Source organism: Streptomyces venezuelae (assembly GCF_008642295.1).
Classification (GTDB): domain Bacteria; phylum Actinomycetota; class Actinomycetes; order Streptomycetales; family Streptomycetaceae; genus Streptomyces; species Streptomyces venezuelae_C.
In genome coordinates this window covers 3,740,075-3,756,699 of record NZ_CP029190.1, presented here as the reverse complement: position 1 = coordinate 3,756,699, position 16,625 = coordinate 3,740,075, and the positions used below count along the sequence as shown (strand labels likewise).

Here is a 16,625-nt window from a genome sequence, read left to right as displayed (position 1 = left end):
AGAGAACAAGGAGAAGGGGTCCGGAGCCGGACCCCTTCTCCTTGTTCTCTTTGTTCTCTTCCGGTTCTCCTTGCCAGGTCAGTCGGGGTGTTTCTCGGGATGCGGGGGCGGCTTGGGCGCGGAGCGCTTGGCCGTGCCCGGGGGCACATGCGGGGTGACCTGCTTCGGCTGGGGGGCGCCGGGCATGGGCGTGTGCTGCGGCGGGGCCGAGCGCTTCGCCGCCTCCGGTGGCGTGTGGGTGGTCGGGGTGCCGGGCGCGAGCCTGGGCGGTGCGGGAGGAGCTGCCGAACGGGCCTGTTCCGCCGATTTCCCGGCAGCTTCCTGCGCCTTTTTCCGGTCGGACTTGAGGAAGTCGAAGATTCCCATGGTGGTACGCCTCCGGCGTGGTTGCCCCCTGAGCCGTGTGCCCCCCTCTCCACTGTCGTTCACGGGAGCCGGGTCGGCCGGGTGACGGGTCCGTCCGGGGGATGTTTCACGTGAAACACCCGGCACGGCCACCCACATCCTCCTGACGGTTTCCAGGGCGAATTTCGGACAGTCTTCGGCAGCCGGGGCTCGGCCCGTCCCGACCTGACAAGGAGCCAGGGAAAATCAGCAGCAATGGGGCGTGCACACCTACGCTCGGCTCATGATGAGCCAACCTGCCATGGCGCTGCTGAAGCAGTTGGCGGCGGAGGGAGTATCGCTTTGGCTGGCCGCGGGCAACGCGGACCTCATGCCCGGTGCGCTGGACCGCCCTGCCGCAGCCACGCTGCTCCACGGCGCTGTGGCCACCGATGCCGACCCCGACACCGCCCGGCGTACCTGCGACACCCTGTGGGACACCTACCTGGCGAGTGAGGGCCGGCACGGGCGGGTGTCCCTGCCGCTGGACCCGCGGGTGGCCCACGATGCGCAGGCCATGGTGGTGGAAGCCCGCTCGGTGCACGCCGAGGTGGGCCGGCCCAATCTGCTGGTGCGCATCCCGGCGACGCAGGCCGGGCTCATCGCCATGGAGGAGTGCGTGTCCCTCGGCATCGGTGTCGATGCCGATCTCGTCTTCTCCGTCGAACGCTACGACCAGGTGATCGGCGCCTATCTGAACGGTCTGGAACAGGCCCTCACCGCCGGCCGGCCGCTGGACGGGATAACCTCCGTGGCCTCCGTCCCGGTGGGTGTGCTGGACGCCGAGGTCAACGCCCGCCTTTCCGCACTCCCCTCCCGCAGCGGGCCGGCCGTCCGGGCGCAGGACACCGCGGCCGTCGCCCTCGCCCGGCAGATCTACCGGCTCCGGGAGGAGCGCCTCAACGGCGAATGGTGGCGGGTACTCAGAGCCGCGGGCGCACTGCCTCCCGGTCTGCTGTGGACCTCGGTCTCCCCCCGCCACATCAGCGCACTCGTCGGCACCAACACCGCCCACGCGGCTTCCCTGGAGGTCCTGGAGAGCGCCGCCACGCAGGTGGAACTGCACGGGGACACCCTGCTGAACGCGCACATCGAGGGCCACCGCGCCCTGGACATCCTGGAGACCCTCGGAATCCGTATGGCCGAGGTCGCAGACGTCCTGGAGACCGTGGAGCTCAACCGGCTCCAGCACGCCTGGGTCCTCAGGTCCTAGCCAGGTGGCCGGACAACCGCATCAAGTGCGCCGAACGGTGCCCCAGCCACACTGCGCCGCTCTGACCTGGCACTCTTGACTCAAGTTACTGTTGACCAGGCCCCGTTGACCGCATTACGTTCCCCGGGGCAGGCAGCACAGTGGTACGTCGAGGGGGGACGATTGTGATGTCGGGGAGCCAAAAGCCACATACCGACGTGTCCGAGATGCTGGAGCTGCTGGCCCGAGAAGCACCCGCCGAGGACTTCGAGCGTCTGGTGTACGAGGCACGGACCGCCGGGGCTTCCGAAGAGGAACTGGCCCGGCTGACCCGCGCCAAGGACCTCTCCCTCAACATCCGCGGTCTCTTCGCCCGCCGCCAGCAGCGCGAGGCCGGCCTCAGCGCGCTCGTCGACACCGCCCGGGACCTCACCCACCCCTACAACCTCGACACCCTGCTGAACATCATCACCCGGCGCGCCCGCCTGCTGCTCGGCCTCGACATGTCCTGGGTGACCTTCCACGACTTCCCCGAGTCCCGCTCCATCGTGCGCGCCGCCGACGGCCACACCTCGGCGATCACCGTGGGCTTCGCCGTCCCGATGAACGGCGGCGTGGGCCGCCAGGCCAGCCAGCGGTCCGCCCCCTTCTGGTCGGCGGACTACCTCCGGGACGACAGCTTCGTCCACTCCGAGGTCATCGACAACGTGGTACGCGCCGAGGGCCTGCACGCCATCATGGCCGTGCCGCTCCGCCACGAGTCCACCGACCTCGGCAACCTGTACGTCGCCGGCCGCCGCATCCGGCACTTCGACCCCGACGAGCTCTCCCTGATGAGCTCGCTCGCCGACCTGGTCGCCGTCGCCATCGAGAAGACCCGCCTGCTGGACCGGGTCCGCAACGAGGTCGCCGGCCTGGAGCTCGACACCACCCGCGCCAAGCACTCCTCCGCCGCCGCGCACCGGCTCCGCAACACCCACAGCCGGCTGATCGAGCTGGTCCTGGAAGGCGGCGGCCTGCCCGCCCTCGCCGCCGAGGCCGCCCCGCTCCTGGGCGGCTCCCTGATCATCCGCGACCACACCGGCCGGGACATCAGCACGGTCGGCGAGTTCCACGCCCTCGACGAGAACACCATCCGGGCCGCCTCGCTGGACGCCCACACCGAACGCTGCCCGATCCGCTCCGCCGACGGGATCTGGGTCACCCCGGCCCTCGCCGGCCAGGAGATCCTCGGCACCCTGCTGCTGGCCCCGGACCCGGCGGCCCAGCAGTCCTCGGCGGACGCCCCCGAGACCATCCAGCTGCTCGCCCTGGTCGCCCAGGCCACCGCCCTGGTCCTGCTGATGCAGCGCAGCACGGCCGCCGCCGAGGGCCACGTACGCGACGAACTCTTCAACGACCTCCTCAAGGAGGACCAGCTGCCGGCGGCCAAGCTCGCCGAACGCGCCCGCCGCCTCGGCGTCAACCTCGACGGCCCGCACGTGGTCGTGGTGGCCCGCCCCGAGGGCGGCTCCCTGGGCCGGGCCGTGATCTGGGCCTCCTCCTACGCCCACCAGCACTCCGGCCTCAAGAGCGTGGACAGCGGCTGCATCATCCTGCTGCTGCCCGGCACCGATCCCGCGGCCACCGGCAAGGCCGTCTCCCAGGAACTCGCCACGGCCCTCAACCACCCCGTCACGGTCGGCGCCGCAGGCCCCGTCACCGAGCTCACCGCGATCAGCCGCACCTACCAGGAAGCCCGCTGCTGCCTCGACGCCCTCACCGCCCTCGGCGGCCGGGGCGGCACCGCCTCACCCCGGGAACTGGGCTTCCTGGGCCTGCTGCTGTCCGACAGCCCCAACACCGCCGAGTTCATCAACAACACCATCGGCCCGGTACTGGACTACGACACCCAGCAGCGCACCGACCTGGCCCGCACGCTGGAGGCCTACTTCGCCTCGGCCTGCAGCCCCACCCGGGCCGCCGAAAGCCTCCATGTCCACCCCAACACCGTCTCCCGCCGGCTGGAGCGGATCACCGAGCTCCTCGGCCCCGAATGGCTGGAGCCCGCACAGGCGCTGGAGGTCCAGCTGGCCCTCCAGATGCAGCGCACCCGCCGGGCCCTGGTCCGCGGACGCCGGGATCAGGCGGGCCGGGCCTCCGGCTGAGCCGCACACACCCCGGCGAGCGCCGGCGCCCCCACCCGCGCCGAGGCCGTCCGCGCCCCCGGAAGCGTCCGTGCCGCCGTACGCCTCTGCACCCCGCTGAGCGCCTGCACCGCGTGCGCGCCCGAGGCCAGGGTGGTGTGCCGGTGCCAGCCCTCGAAGGACCGGCCCTCGAAGTCGACCATGCCCACCTGGGTGGAGATCCCGGCGAAGTCCCGGCCGACGCGCTGGGTCAGCTTCGCCAGCCGCAGCAGGCCGCCCCAGGGCACCGTGCTCAGATCGGTGATCCAGCACTGCTGCGGCCGGACCCCGGGACCGGTCCACTCGCCCAGCAGCAGCAGGGGCCGCCGGGTGCCCGGCAGCCGCACCGGGACCGCCGCCACCAGACTCGTCCGCACCGCCATGGTCCCCGGATCCGTCCAGGTCACCGGGCGCCGCAGGGTCCGCAGCATGCGCAGCAGCTGATCGGCGGAGAGCTCGCGGCTGTCATGGCCCGGCAGCACCGGCACCGCAGCCGCCGCACGCCCGGAACCCGGCAGGGCCGAAGCCGCGGGCAGCACCCGCGTGGAACCGTGTACGGAGGCCAGGAACGGCAGCCGGGCCGCCTCGAACCGGCGGGCCACCGCGGCCGGTTCACTGTCCGGCAGATCCATCACCACCGGCCGCGGGCGCCCGCCCACCCAGCTCTGCGCCTCCAGCGCGGCCCCCGCCACGCACTCCAGCGGGGTCACCGGCAGCCCGGCCCCGGCCCGCCCCGAGACGAGCTCCTCATGCCCGTCCGCGGCCTCCCGGACGTCCTGCCCGGACAGCATCAGCCGCCAGTTCACCGGGGCGCTCAGCTCGTCGTTGGCCGCCCAGATCCCGAACACCTGCTGGCTGTTGACCACCTGCCCCAGGCTCGGTACGAACCGGCGCTCCACCCCCACGGTGTGCTGCCCCGCCTTGGGGATCACCACCGACTGGGCCACCCAGGCCCGGGGCCGCAGGGACCGCTCCAGCCGCAGCGCCAGTGCCTCCCGGACCAGGCCCCAGTCCCAGGTGGAGGAGGAGATGAAGTGGTGCAGGCTCTGCTCCGCCGCCCGGTCCCCGACACAGGCCGCGATATTGCGGATCGACTTGCGGCCCCCGGCCGACAACAGCCCCCGCACATACAGCTCTCCCTTGCGCCGCTGGTCACTGCGCGGCAGCGGAGCGAAAAGCTCCGCGCACAGCGCCCCCACAGCACTCTCCGGCACCCGGTGGCCCATCTGTTCTTCCCGAACGAGACGCATCCCCGTGTCTCCCCCTCCGTCAGCGGCCCGCCGCTACCGGCAGGACCTCAAAGGTGCGCTCCGGGCCCGGGCGTTGCCCAGGTGCGCCGACCACACACCTGGACCCGCCCGGTGCGCTCTGGGCCACCCCGCACCCCTCCCCACCCGCCACGATGCGCCGCACAGCCGGCCACGGACCGCCGGACACCGGGGCCCGGACCACCGGCCGGCCCCGCACCCCAGGGGATTCCCGTGATCCCAGAGATCCCCGGGCATGAAAAAAACACCCCCTCCGACCGCGTTGTCGCAGGTCGGAGGGGGTGTTGAAGTGGAGCCTAGGGGAGTCGAACCCCTGACATCTGCCATGCAAAGACAGCGCTCTACCAACTGAGCTAAGGCCCCGGGAAAAGCGGATGAGACCCCCACCCGTACGGGTGTGGCCGCGTCCGCAGACCAGAGTACCGGGTGTACCCCCTGATCCCGCAAAATGATAGGGACTCCCGTCCCGCGACCACTCTCCGTAAGATGCTCGCGAGGTTCGCACCAGCGAAGGGGAGTAGGAAGAGTGGACGCAGTACAGCAAGAGGCCACCGCCAGAGCCAGAGAACTTCAGCGCAGCTGGTACGGGGAACCGCTCGGGGCGCTCTTCCGCCGGCTCATAGATGATCTCGGCTTGAACCAGGCGCGCCTCGCTGCCGTCCTCGGACTGTCCGCGCCCATGCTCTCCCAGCTGATGAGCGGCCAGCGCGCGAAGATCGGGAACCCGGCCGTGGTCCAGCGGGTCCAGGCCCTCCAGGACCTGGCCGGACAGGTCTCCGACGGCAGCGTCAGCGCCGCCGAGGCCACCGACCGCATGGACGAGATCAAGAAGACCCAAGGCGGCTCGGTCCTGAGCAACAGCGGCCAGACCGCAACCGGTTCGGGCGCTCCCACCGTCAAGCGCGTGGTCCGCGAGATCCAGTCGCTGCTGCGCTCGGTCTCCGCGGCGGGGGACATCATCGACGCGGCGGACACCCTCGCCCCCAGCCATCCGGAACTGGCAGAGTTCCTCCGGGTGTACGGAGCCGGACGCACCGCCGACGCGGTCGCCCACTACGAGGCCCACCAGAACTGACGGCACACGGCAGCAGAACACGGGGGACGGGCACAGCGGATGGGTGAGATCTTCGCCGGCCGGTACGAGCTGGCCGATCCGATCGGACGCGGCGGAGCCGGCGCCGTCTGGCGCGCCTGGGACCACCGGCGGCGCCGGTACGTGGCCGCCAAGGTGCTCCTGCAGAGCGACGCCCACACCCTGCTGCGCTTCGTGCGTGAACAGGCCCTCCGCATCGACCACCCGCACGTGCTGGCTCCGGCCAGCTGGGCGGCGGACGACGACAAGGTCCTGTTCACCATGGATCTGGTCAGCGGTGGTTCACTGGCCCATGTCATCGGCGACTACGGGGCCCTGCCGCCCCGGTTCGTGTGCACCCTGCTCGACCAGCTGCTCTCCGGGCTGGCGGCGGTCCACGCCGAGGGCGTGGTGCACCGCGACATCAAACCGGCCAACATCCTGATGGAGGCCACCGGATCGGGACGGCCGCACCTGCGGCTGTCCGATTTCGGGATCTCGATGCGCAAGGGCGAGCCCCGGCTGACCGAGACCAACTACGTGGTGGGTACGCCGGGTTATTTCGCCCCCGAACAACTCCTCGGCGCCGAACCCGACTTCCCGGCCGACCTCTACGCCGTCGGCCTGGTCGCCCTCTACCTCCTGCAGGGCCGCAAACCCGACTCCCAGGCCCTGAACGAGTACTTCCTCACGCACGGCACCCCCGGGGCCCCCGAGGGCGTCCCGGCGCCCCTCTGGCAGGTCGTGGCGAACCTTCTGCAACCGGACCCCCAGGCCCGGTTCCGTACCGCCACGGGAGCCCGCAAGGCCCTTGCCGAGGCCGTGGAGCTGCTGCCGCCGGCCGACCCCGGTGCGGAACCGGTCGAGGTCTTCGACCAGTTGGGGCCGCTCCCGGCCGGATTCGGCCCGCAGGGCCCGCCGGCCACCCCGGCGACCCCCGCCGGCACCTTCGGCGCCCCGACTACGCCCTCGACCGCGCCCCCGACCGCGCCCCCGGTCCCGCAACAGGCCGTAGCCGCCCCCGCCGAGCCCACCGTGCTGTCCGTGCAGACCGGCCCCGCCACCGGCACCACGGCCGACACCGAGCAGACCCGGACCTCCGCCCGGCAGCCGGCGCCGCACCCCGGGTACGGATCTCCGCTGCCCCCGCAGCCGGCCCCGCACGCCCCGTACGCCGCGCAGCTCCCGCAGCCCTCGGAGACCGGCAGCTTCCCCCTCGCGCCGCCCGTCCCCACCACCCCGATGCCGCTGGAGCCGCCGGCGGCGGCCCGCCGGACCTCCGCCGGGCCCTCCGCCGCGGCGAAGCTGTCCCTGCTGGCCGGTGCGCTGGCCTGCTACGCCGTCGGCGTCTGGGCGCTCATCCAGAGGTAGCGGACCGCCGCCCCAGCAGGATCCACCCGGCCAGGACGAGCAGCAGCAGCGTCCCCGTGCCGAACCCGGTGGCTGCCACCACGGTCATCGCCGACCGGGTGTCCGCCGCATCGGCGGCCTCCGGGGCGGTCAGTCCGTCCCGGGCGGCGGCCCGGTCGTCCTCGCCGACCCCGAACCCGGCCGCGGACAGGCTCTCGGCGTACGCCGGGCCGGGCCCGGCCGTCCCGGTGAGCTTCACCCTCAGGGTCAGCTGCAGCGGCACGTCCTCGGCCGTGAACTCGCCGACCTTCTTGTCGACGGTCACCGCAAGGTAGTACCAGCCGGCCGTCCGCACCGGCCGCATCGCCCGGGCGTCCGCGTACCGGTTCTCGTACGCCACCGGGGCCAGCGGCCCGAGGGCCACCTGCGCCTGCTTGCCGTCGTACGACTCGTCCTCGGAGGCGACCGGCAGCCGGGCCGGGCTGAAGACCTCGGCGACCAGGCCGTTGCCCGCGTACCCGGAGGTCTGGGTGAGCTTGCCGCCGGTCAGCTCCGTGCCGATGCTCAGCTGCTGCCCCCAGTCCACCGGCACCCGGTAGAAGCGGGTCTGTCCCGGCTGCACGGTGTCGCCCCACACCCCGGCGTCCAGGGCCCGCGCATCGTTGAACCCGGTGCCGCCGGAGCGCACCACCCGCTGGTCGGAGGGCTGGGTCACGGGCGCCGAGGGCCAGGCGCTGGGCGCGGTCTGCGGGGCGTTGCTGCCGGACAGCTTCGGCTCCCGCATCATGTGCAGTTCCACCGGCCACGGCGCCTGATCGGAGTCCTTGGCGCTGGTCCGGGTCAGCTTCACGTAATAGGGGCCCGCCTGCTGGCACTTGCCGTCCTCCTCCAGCCTCCGGACGGCCACGTCGGCCAGCGGCCGGGCCTGCTCGGAGCCGAAACTGACGCCGTCCGGCGCGCTGCACGAGTTGCCCTTGGTGTCGAGCAGCACGGCCTCGATGCCGTCCCCGTAGGCGACCTTGCTCTGCGGTCCGGGCCGGGCCACCGCCGCGATGTACACACTGGACCGGTCGTCCAGAACCACCTGGTAGAAGCGTTCCTGCGCGGGGGCGAGGCGGTCCTCGTAGAACCGGCCGAGCTCCAGGGTGGGCCCGACCGCCTGGTTGGCCCCGCCCTCGATCCGCCGGCTGTCCGGGCCGGTCCGGTACGCGGATTCCCCGCCCGGCCCCGCCGCGTACGCCGCTCCCGGCAGGGCGCCCACCGCGCCCACCGCGACGGCCGTGCACAGAGCCGCAGCCCCGGCCGTCGCCAGCCCCGTACGGACCCGACCCCTCACGCCCCACCCCGAATTTGCTGAAGCAATCTAAATATTAGCGAAACGGAACCCGGGGGTGTTTTCGCCCCGGACCAGCACAAAGCCCCGGCCGCAGCGGCGTCCGGGGCTTCGCGTCACGATCTTCGGTCTCACACACCGGAACCGGACGGCACGGAGTCGGTCGCCTCCGTCCACAGGTCCTGCTCGGCGCGGTCCGCCTGGATCTGGCGGTACACGAGGAGCCCGCCGATGGCGGCCAGTGCGACCAGGAGCAGCTTCTTCACCGCGCGACCTCGTCTCTCTTTGACGTAGGGGACTTCTGGCGCCCAACAATACACACCGACCGATACCGATCGGTGACCTGGGAACGAGCTGGAAACGACCCGGGGGATCCAACGGCAACGGCCCGGCGGAGAATCTCCGCCGGGCCGTAACCGTACTGTGGGGCTAACAGGATTTGAACCTGTGGCCTCATCCTTATCAGGGATGCGCTCTAACCAACTGAGCTATAGCCCCTCCGCGCTGCGCGCTGACCTCTGAAGATTAGCGCACAGACCCGGGAGTTCCCAAATCGCAGATCAGGGGCCTACTCGTCCTCGGCGAGGGTGAGCTCCACACCGCCCACGAAGCCCGCCGACAGGTTGTAGATGAAGGCCCCCAGCGTCGCCAGAGCCGTCATCAGCACCACGTCGATGACCGCGATCACCGAGGTGAAGATCAGCACCCGGGGCAGCGAGAGGAACGACTGAAGATCGAAGCCGTTGCTCTCGTTGGACCCGGTGGCCTCGCTGATGGTTCCGCCGACGGTCGAGAAGACACCCATGGCGTCCATGACCATCCACAGCACCACCGAGGCCACGATGGTGCAGATGCCCAGCGCGATCGACAGCAGGAAGCTGACCTTCATCACCGACCACGGGTCGGCCTTGGCCACCCGCAGCCGCGCCTTGCGCGTCCTCGGCGTCGTACGGGCGCCGGTACGCGGCTTGCGCTGGCCGGCCCCGGCGGCACCGCCGCCCTGGCCCTGCTCCCCGCGCTGCGTCCCCGGACCGCCGCCCGGACCCGCGTACGCCTGCGGCGGGTGATACGGCTGGGGCTTCTTCCCCCGGGTGTCCGCCTCCGGCCCACCCGGGGAGTCAGCGGCGGCGCCACGGGCGCTGTTCGCACCCGTCGTGGCCGGTCCGGCGCCCGTGGCTCCACTCACGTCTTACTCCTACTGCTCCCCGGCCGAGGACGACATGTCCTCGGCGGCCTCGATGACCTCGGCGGCCTGCCCTTCGGCCGTCTCGGACTCCTCGCCCTCCTCGGCCTCCTGACCGGCCTCGGCATTGCGCGCGATACCCACGACGGCGTCGCGCTTGCCCAGGTTGATCAGCTGGACGCCCATGGTGTCACGGCCGGTCTCCCTGACTTCGTTGACGCGCGTGCGGATCACACCGCCGCCGAGGGTGATTGCCAGAATTTCGTCTGATTCGTCCACCACCAGCGCGCCGACGAGCGACCCACGGTCCTCCACGATCTTCGCGGCCTTGATGCCCAGACCGCCGCGACCCTGGACGCGGTACTCGTCGACCGGCGTCCGCTTGGCGTAACCGCCGTCGGTCGCGGTGAAGACGAACGTACCGGGCCGGACCACGCTCATGGAGAGCAGTTCGTCACCCTCGCGGAAACTCATGCCCTTCACACCCGAGGTCGCACGGCCCATCGGGCGCAGCGCGTCATCGGTCGCGGTGAAGCGGATCGACTGCGCCTTCTTGCTGATCAGCAGCAGGTCGTCTTCGGCGGACACCAGCTCCGCACCGATCAGCTCGTCGTCCTCCCCGGTCGCCGTCTCGCGCAGGTTGATCGCGATGACGCCACCCGAACGGGGCGAGTCGTAGTCCTTGAGCGCGGTCTTCTTCACCAGGCCCGCCTTGGTGGCCAGGATCAGGTACGGGGCCGCCTCGTAGTCGCGGATCGCCAGGATCTGCGCGATCTGCTCGTCCGGCTGGAAGGCCAGCAGGTTCGCCACGTGCTGGCCGCGCGCGTCCCGGCCGGCATCCGGCAGCTCGTACGCCTTCGCCCGGTACACCCGGCCCTTGTTGGTGAAGAACAGCAGCCAGTGGTGCGTGGTCGAGACGAAGAAGTGGTCGACGATGTCGTCCTGCTTCAGCTTGGTGCCCCGGACACCCTTGCCGCCGCGCTTCTGGGACCGGTAGTCCTCGGTCTTGGTGCGCTTGACGTACCCGCCGTTGGTGATCGTGACGACGATGTCCTCTTCGGCGATCAGGTCCTCGATGGACATGTCCCCGTCGAAGGGCACCAGCTTCGAACGCCGGTCGTCGCCGAACTTGTCGACGATCGCCGCCAGTTCCTCGCTGACGATCGCCCGCTGCTTCTCCGGCGAGGCCAGGATCGCGTTGTACTCGTTGATCTTCGCCTGGAGCTCGTCGTGCTCGGCGACGATCTTCTGCCGCTCCAGTGCGGCGAGCCGGCGCAGCTGCATCTCCAGGATCGCGTTGGCCTGGATCTCGTCGATCTGCAGCAGGCCCATCAGGCCCTCACGCGCCACCTCGACGGTCTCGCTGCGCCGGATCAGCGCGATGACCTCGTCGATCGCATCCAGCGCCTTCAGCAGACCGCGCAGGATGTGGGCGCGCTCCTCGGCCTTGCGCAGCCGGAACTTCGTCCGCCGGACGATGACCTCGATCTGGTGGTGCACCCAGTGCCGGATGAACGCGTCGACCGACAGCGTGCGCGGCACCCCGTCGACCAGCGCCAGCATGTTCGCGCCGAAGTTCGTCTGGAGGTCGGTGTGCTTGTACAGGTTGTTGAGCACGACCTTGGCGACCGCGTCCCGCTTGAGGACGATCACCAGACGCTGGCCGGTGCGCGAGGAGGTCTCGTCGCGGACGTCCGCGATGCCGCCGATCCTGCCGTCCTTCACCAGGTCGGCGATCTTCTGGGCGAGGTTGTCCGGGTTCACCTGGTACGGCAGCTCCGTGACGACCAGGCACTGGCGGTTCTGGATCTCCTCGACCTCGACCACCGCACGCATGGTGATCGAGCCGCGGCCCGTCCGGTACGCCTCCTCGATGCCCTTGCGGCCCACGACCAGGGCACCGGTCGGGAAGTCCGGGCCCTTGATCCGCTCGATGAGCGCGTCCAGCAGCTCCTCGTGCGTGGCCTCCGGGTTGGCCAGGTACCACTGCGCACCCTCCGCGACCTCGCGGAGGTTGTGCGGCGGGATGTTGGTGGCCATACCGACGGCGATACCGGCGCTGCCGTTCACCAGCAGGTTCGGGAACCGGGCGGGCAGGACCGTCGGCTCCTGGTTGCGGCCGTCGTAGTTGTCCTGGAAGTCGACGGTCTCCTCGTCGATGTCCCGGACCATCTCCATCGACAGCGGCATCATCTTGCACTCGGTGTACCGCATGGCCGCGGCCGGGTCGTTGCCGGGAGAGCCGAAGTTGCCGTTGGAGTCCACCAGCGGCAGCCGCATCGACCACGGCTGCGCGAGGCGGACCAGCGCGTCGTAGATCGAGGAGTCGCCGTGCGGGTGGTAGGTACCCATGACGTCGCCGACGACGCGGGCGCACTTGTAGAAGCCCTTCTCGGGCCGGTAGCCGCCGTCGTACATCGCGTACAGCACCCGGCGGTGGACCGGCTTGAGGCCGTCCCGTACGTCGGGCAGCGCGCGCGACACGATGACGGACATCGCGTAGTCGAGGTAGGAGCGCTGCATCTCCGTCTCGAGCCCCACGGGCTCGATCCGCAGCTGCGGCCCCTCTTCTTCGGTGTTCTCGGCGGTGGGAGTGGTTTCGTCGGCCATTGCCGGTCTTCAGATCCTTTCAGACGGTCAGCGTCGGGCCGACTCAGATGTCGAGGAAGCGGACGTCCTTGGCATTGCGCTGGATGAAGGAGCGCCGGGCCTCGACGTCCTCGCCCATCAGCACCGAGAACAGGTCGTCGGCCTGGGCCGCGTCGTCCAGGGTCACCTGGCCGAGCACCCGGTGGTCCACGTCCATGGTGGTGACGCGGAGCTCCTCGGCGTTCATCTCGCCCAGACCCTTGAAGCGCTGGATCGAGTCTTCCCTGATCCGCTTGCCGTTCTGCTTGCCGAGCTCCACCAGCGCATCGCGCTCACGGTCCGAGTACGCGTACTCGAAGTCGTCACGACCCCACTTGATCTTGTAGAGCGGGGGCCGTGACAGGTACACGTGCCCCGCCTCGACCAGCGGGCGCATGAAGCGGAAGAGGAAGGTCAGCAGCAGGGTGTTGATGTGCTGGCCGTCGACGTCGGCGTCAGCCATCAGAATGATCTTGTGGTAGCGGAGCTTCTCGATGTCGAAGTCCTCGTGCACACCGGTACCGAACGCACTGATCAGCGCCTGGACCTCGGTGTTCTGGAGGATCTTGTCGATCCGCGCCTTCTCGACGTTCAGGATCTTGCCGCGGATGGGCAGGATGGCCTGGTACATCGGGTTGCGGCCGGACTTGGCCGAGCCGCCGGCGGAGTCACCCTCGACGATGAAGATCTCGCACTTGGTGGGGTCGTTGGACTGGCAGTCCGACAGCTTGCCCGGCAGGGACGCGCTCTCCAGCAGGCCCTTGCGACGGGTCAGGTCCCGCGCCTTGCGGGCCGCGACGCGCGCGGTGGCCGCCTGGATGGCCTTGCGGACGATGTCCGCCGCCTCGTTCGGGTTCCGGTCGAACCAGTCGCTGAGGTGCTCGTGCGCGACCTTCTGGACGAAGGTCTTCGCCTCCGTGTTGCCCAGCTTGGTCTTCGTCTGGCCCTCGAACTGCGGCTCGCCCAGCTTCACCGAGATGATCGCCGTCAGACCCTCGCGGATGTCGTCACCCGTGAGGTTGTCGTCCTTCTCCCGGAGCAGCTTCTTGTCCCGCGCGTACTTGTTGACCAGCGTGGTCAGCGCAGCACGGAAGCCCTCCTCGTGGGTACCGCCCTCATGCGTGTGGATCGTGTTCGCGAACGAGTACACACCCTCGCTGTACTGCGAGTTCCACTGCATCGCGATCTCGACCGAGAGCATCCGCTCCTTGTCCTCGGCCTCGACGTCGATGACGGTCGGGTGGATCAGCTCGCCCTTGCGCGAGTTCAGGTACTTCACGAAGTCGACGATGCCGCCCTCGTAGTGGTACGTGACCGTCCGCGCCTTGTCGTCATCGGCCTCCTCGGCCGAATCGGCGCCCACCGTGGCCTTCGCCGACTCGCGCTCGTCCGTCAGCGACAGCGTCAGCCCCTTGTTCAGGAACGCCATCTCCTGGAACCGCCGCGACAGCGTCTCGAACGAGTACTCCGTCGTCTCGAAGATGTCCCCGTCGGCCCAGAACGTCACGGACGTCCCGGTCTCGTCGGTCTCCTCGTTCTGCTTGAGGGGAGCGGTGGGAGCACCCAACTTGTAGTCCTGCGTCCAGCGGGAGCCGTCCCGCCGGACCTCCACCGCGACCTTCGTCGACAGGGCGTTCACGACGGACACACCCACGCCGTGCAGACCACCGGAGACGGCATAACCGCCGCCACCGAACTTGCCGCCCGCGTGCAGCACGGTCAGCACGACCTCCACGGCCGGCTTGCCCTCGGACGGCACGATGTCCACCGGGATGCCACGGCCGTTGTCCACCACCCGCACCCCGCCGTCCGCGAGGATCGTGACGTCGATGGTGTCCGCGTGCCCGGCCAGCGCCTCGTCGACCGAGTTGTCGACGACCTCGTACACGAGGTGGTGCAGTCCGCGCTCGCCGGTCGAGCCGATGTACATACCGGGCCGCTTGCGCACGGCGTCCAGGCCCTCGAGGACCTGGATGTTGCTTCCGGTGTACTGGTTGTTCTCGTTGGGGTTGCCGGAATCGGCCACGAAGCGCCCTTTCTGGCACAGCACAGGCCGTACTCCGGGCCGGCAGGCATGCCAACAGGAGCGGCTGCGTCGATCTGCGTTGTCAGCGTTGGTCAGCGATCCCGCCGGGAAGCGGGACTTACCACCAGTCTACCGGTAGCGCTGACATGAATGGGGGTTTGCGGGTCCCTGAGTCCGCATGTGCCGCCCTGAACCTCCCTCGGCCGACTCCCCATATTCAGGAAGGGGCTCAAAGAGGCTCACGCGGGCATTCAGCGCTTCGGCCTGTCAACCTCCGGCTACCGTGAGGGACACCACTGGCCGACTACCCCCAGGTGTCGCCCGGACCCGTACTCCCCGGGGCCCGCAGCGGCCCGTACCGGCGCGGCCGGCCGCCCGGACCCTGCACCCGGATCAACCGCACCGTGCCCTGCCCGAGCTCCTTGTTCAACGTCGCCACCAGCTGCGGAGCCAGCAGCTTCAGCTGCGCCGCCCAGGCCGACGAGTCACAGCGCACGGTCAGCTCGCGGTCCTCGTACTTCTCCGGCACACAGTGGACGGCGATCTCCCGGCCCACGATCTCCGGCCAGCGCTCCATCACCCCGGCCACCGCCATCGGCATCTCCCAGCCGCGCTCCGTCCGCAGCCGGTCCAGCGCCGCCATCAGCGGCATCGGGTCCCGGCCGTCCGCGCGCGCACCCGACCGCAGCCCCGGCTGCCCCTGGCGCTTGCGGCCCGCCAGGCCCTGGCCACGGGACCGCGCCTGCTCCCGGGCCGCCGCCAGCGCCTGCCGGGCAAGATCCACACCGGAGGGCTCCGGCGCCTTCCGCGGCTCCTGCCGCTCCGGCGGGCGGGATGGCTCCCCAGGCTCCTGGGGCTGCTGTGGATTGCGGGCATCACTCACAGCCGGGTCACCTCTCCGCCCGAGACCGCGAACCGGGTCCCCGCCAGCACCCCCGGCACGTCATCCTCCACCGCGGCCGTCACCAGGACCTGCTCGCCCTCGGCCACCAGCTCCGCCAGCCGCTCCCGGCGCCTGGCATCCAGCTCCGCGAAGACGTCGTCCAGCACGAGCACCGGCTCGTTGCCCTCCGAGCGCAGCAGGTCGTACGAGGCCAGCCGCAGCGCCAACGCGTACGACCAGGACTCCCCGTGACTCGCGTACCCCTTGGCCGGCAACTCCCCCAGCTTCAGCACCAGCTCGTCCCGGTGCGGACCGACCAGCGTCACACCCCGCTCGATCTCCTGCTTGCGGGCCTCTTCCAGAGCCGCCAGCAGGACCTCGTACAGCTCCTCACGGGACTGCGCGCCGGCCGTCTCCGCACTGCCCCGGTACGACAGCCCCAGCGGACCGCCGCCCGGCGCCAGCTGCTCGTACGCCTTGTCCGCCAGCGGCTGCAGCGTCCCGATCAGGTCCAGCCGCTGGGCCAGCAGCTCCGCGCCCGCCCGGGCCAGGTGCTGGTCCCACACGTCGAGCGTGGACAGGTCCATCGACCGGCCGCCGTGCCGCCGCGCCATCGCCGCCGACTTCAGCAGCGTGTTCCGCTGCTTGAGCACCCGCTCGTAGTCCGAGCGCACCGCCGCCATCCGGGGCGAGCGCGCGGTGATCAGCTCGTCCAGGAACCGGCGGCGTTCCCCCGGGTCCCCCTTGACCAGGGCCAGGTCCTCCGGGGCGAACAGCACCGTCCGTACGATCCCCAGCACGTCCCGGGGCCTGACCTGCGAGGACCGGTTGATCCGGGCCCGGTTCGCGCGGCCGGGATTCAGCTCCAGCTCGATCAGCTGCTGCCGCTCCCCCTGCCGTACGGCGGCCCGGATCACGGCCCGCTCGGCCCCCATCCGGACCAGCGGGGCATCCGAGGACACCCGGTGGCTGCCCAGGGTCGCCAGATAGCCGACGGCCTCGACCAGATTGGTCTTGCCCTGGCCGTTCGGACCCACGAAAGCGGTGACGCCCGGGTCGAGGGGAACCTCGGCCCGGGCGTACGAGCGGAAGTCGGCCAGCGACAGATGCGAAACGTGCATGACGGCGCCGACCTCCCCCG

General features: G+C 70.6%; 13 protein-coding genes and 2 tRNA genes. 4 read left to right on the top strand and 11 right to left on the bottom strand.

Going from position 1 to position 16,625, the window contains the following annotated elements:
- Positions 1-78: 78 nt before the first annotated feature.
- Positions 79-366 (bottom strand): hypothetical protein, encoded by a 288-nt coding sequence (locus tag DEJ50_RS16570; protein ID WP_150208764.1) that lies wholly within the window; start codon positions 364-366, stop codon positions 79-81.
- Between the two features lie 262 nt (positions 367-628).
- Between DEJ50_RS16570 and DEJ50_RS16565 the strand changes: the two genes are divergently transcribed.
- On the top strand, positions 629-1,597 hold the full coding sequence (locus DEJ50_RS16565) for a transaldolase family protein (RefSeq protein ID WP_150208763.1): 969 nt from the start codon (positions 629-631) through the stop codon (positions 1,595-1,597).
- A 206-nt stretch (positions 1,598-1,803) separates the two neighbouring features.
- Positions 1,804-3,723, top strand: coding sequence for a helix-turn-helix domain-containing protein (locus tag DEJ50_RS16560; RefSeq protein ID WP_150212170.1), 1,920 nt, complete (start codon positions 1,804-1,806; stop codon positions 3,721-3,723).
- Here the strand turns inward: DEJ50_RS16560 and DEJ50_RS16555 are convergent.
- Both DEJ50_RS16555 and DEJ50_RS16550 read right to left on the bottom strand, forming a co-directional pair.
- Positions 3,699-4,991: a transposase gene (locus tag DEJ50_RS16555; RefSeq protein ID WP_223837779.1), complete on the bottom strand. Its 1,293-nt coding sequence runs from the start codon at positions 4,989-4,991 to the stop codon at positions 3,699-3,701. The genes DEJ50_RS16560 and DEJ50_RS16555 overlap by 25 nt on opposite strands.
- Positions 4,992-5,299: 308 nt before the next feature.
- Positions 5,300-5,372 (bottom strand) — tRNA-Ala (locus DEJ50_RS16550).
- 163 nt (positions 5,373-5,535) lie between these two features.
- Between DEJ50_RS16550 and DEJ50_RS16545 the strand changes: the two genes are divergently transcribed.
- The gene (locus tag DEJ50_RS16545) at positions 5,536-6,084 is read left to right on the top strand and encodes a helix-turn-helix domain-containing protein (RefSeq protein ID WP_150208762.1); all 549 of its coding nucleotides are present in this window, start codon (positions 5,536-5,538) and stop codon (positions 6,082-6,084) included.
- 39 nt (positions 6,085-6,123) lie between these two features.
- On the top strand, positions 6,124-7,452 hold the full coding sequence (locus tag DEJ50_RS16540; RefSeq protein ID WP_150208761.1) for a serine/threonine-protein kinase: 1,329 nt from the start codon (positions 6,124-6,126) through the stop codon (positions 7,450-7,452).
- Here DEJ50_RS16540 and DEJ50_RS16535 read toward each other — a convergent pair.
- The 8 genes from DEJ50_RS16535 to recF form a co-directional block, all read right to left on the bottom strand.
- A complete protein-coding gene (locus DEJ50_RS16535) occupies positions 7,439-8,767 on the bottom strand; it encodes a hypothetical protein (protein WP_223837778.1) in 1,329 nt (442 codons plus the stop codon). The genes DEJ50_RS16540 and DEJ50_RS16535 overlap by 14 nt on opposite strands.
- Positions 8,768-8,895: 128 nt before the next feature.
- A complete protein-coding gene (locus DEJ50_RS34690) occupies positions 8,896-9,030 on the bottom strand; it encodes a DLW-39 family protein (protein WP_208809277.1) in 135 nt (44 codons plus the stop codon).
- 158 nt (positions 9,031-9,188) lie between these two features.
- Positions 9,189-9,262, bottom strand: a tRNA-Ile gene (locus DEJ50_RS16525).
- Positions 9,263-9,332: 70 nt separating this feature from the next.
- Positions 9,333-9,950 carry a DUF3566 domain-containing protein gene (locus DEJ50_RS16520; protein WP_150208758.1) on the bottom strand — a complete coding sequence of 206 codons (618 nt, stop codon included), beginning with the start codon at positions 9,948-9,950 and terminating at the stop codon, positions 9,333-9,335.
- 9 nt (positions 9,951-9,959) lie between these two features.
- The gene (gene gyrA / locus DEJ50_RS16515) at positions 9,960-12,557 is read right to left on the bottom strand and encodes a DNA gyrase subunit A (RefSeq protein ID WP_150208757.1); all 2,598 of its coding nucleotides are present in this window, start codon (positions 12,555-12,557) and stop codon (positions 9,960-9,962) included.
- Between the two features lie 43 nt (positions 12,558-12,600).
- Complete coding sequence (gyrB, locus tag DEJ50_RS16510; RefSeq protein ID WP_150208756.1) at positions 12,601-14,625, bottom strand: DNA topoisomerase (ATP-hydrolyzing) subunit B; 2,025 nt, start codon at positions 14,623-14,625, stop codon at positions 12,601-12,603.
- 280 nt (positions 14,626-14,905) lie between these two features.
- Positions 14,906-15,385, bottom strand: coding sequence for a DUF721 domain-containing protein (locus DEJ50_RS16505; protein WP_223837776.1), 480 nt, complete (start codon positions 15,383-15,385; stop codon positions 14,906-14,908).
- Positions 15,386-15,480: 95 nt separating this feature from the next.
- On the bottom strand, positions 15,481-16,605 hold the full coding sequence (gene recF, locus DEJ50_RS16500) for a DNA replication/repair protein RecF (protein ID WP_150208754.1): 1,125 nt from the start codon (positions 16,603-16,605) through the stop codon (positions 15,481-15,483).
- Positions 16,606-16,625 lie beyond the last annotated feature (20 nt).

Excerpts from the sequence above, each read along its gene's own strand:
- DEJ50_RS16570 (WP_150208764.1), bottom strand. The coding sequence starts at position 366 with ATGGGAATCTTCGACTTCCTCAAGTCCGACCGGAAAAAGGCGCAGGAA.
- DEJ50_RS16565 (WP_150208763.1), top strand. The coding sequence starts at position 629 with ATGATGAGCCAACCTGCCATGGCGCTGCTGAAGCAGTTGGCGGCGGAG.
- DEJ50_RS16560 (WP_150212170.1), top strand. The coding sequence starts at position 1,804 with ATGCTGGAGCTGCTGGCCCGAGAAGCACCCGCCGAGGACTTCGAGCGT.
- DEJ50_RS16555 (WP_223837779.1), bottom strand. The coding sequence starts at position 4,991 with ATGCGTCTCGTTCGGGAAGAACAGATGGGCCACCGGGTGCCGGAGAGT.
- DEJ50_RS16540 (WP_150208761.1), top strand. The coding sequence starts at position 6,124 with ATGGGTGAGATCTTCGCCGGCCGGTACGAGCTGGCCGATCCGATCGGA.
- gyrA (WP_150208757.1), bottom strand. The coding sequence starts at position 12,557 with ATGGCCGACGAAACCACTCCCACCGCCGAGAACACCGAAGAAGAGGGG.
- recF (WP_150208754.1), bottom strand. The coding sequence starts at position 16,605 with ATGCACGTTTCGCATCTGTCGCTGGCCGACTTCCGCTCGTACGCCCGG.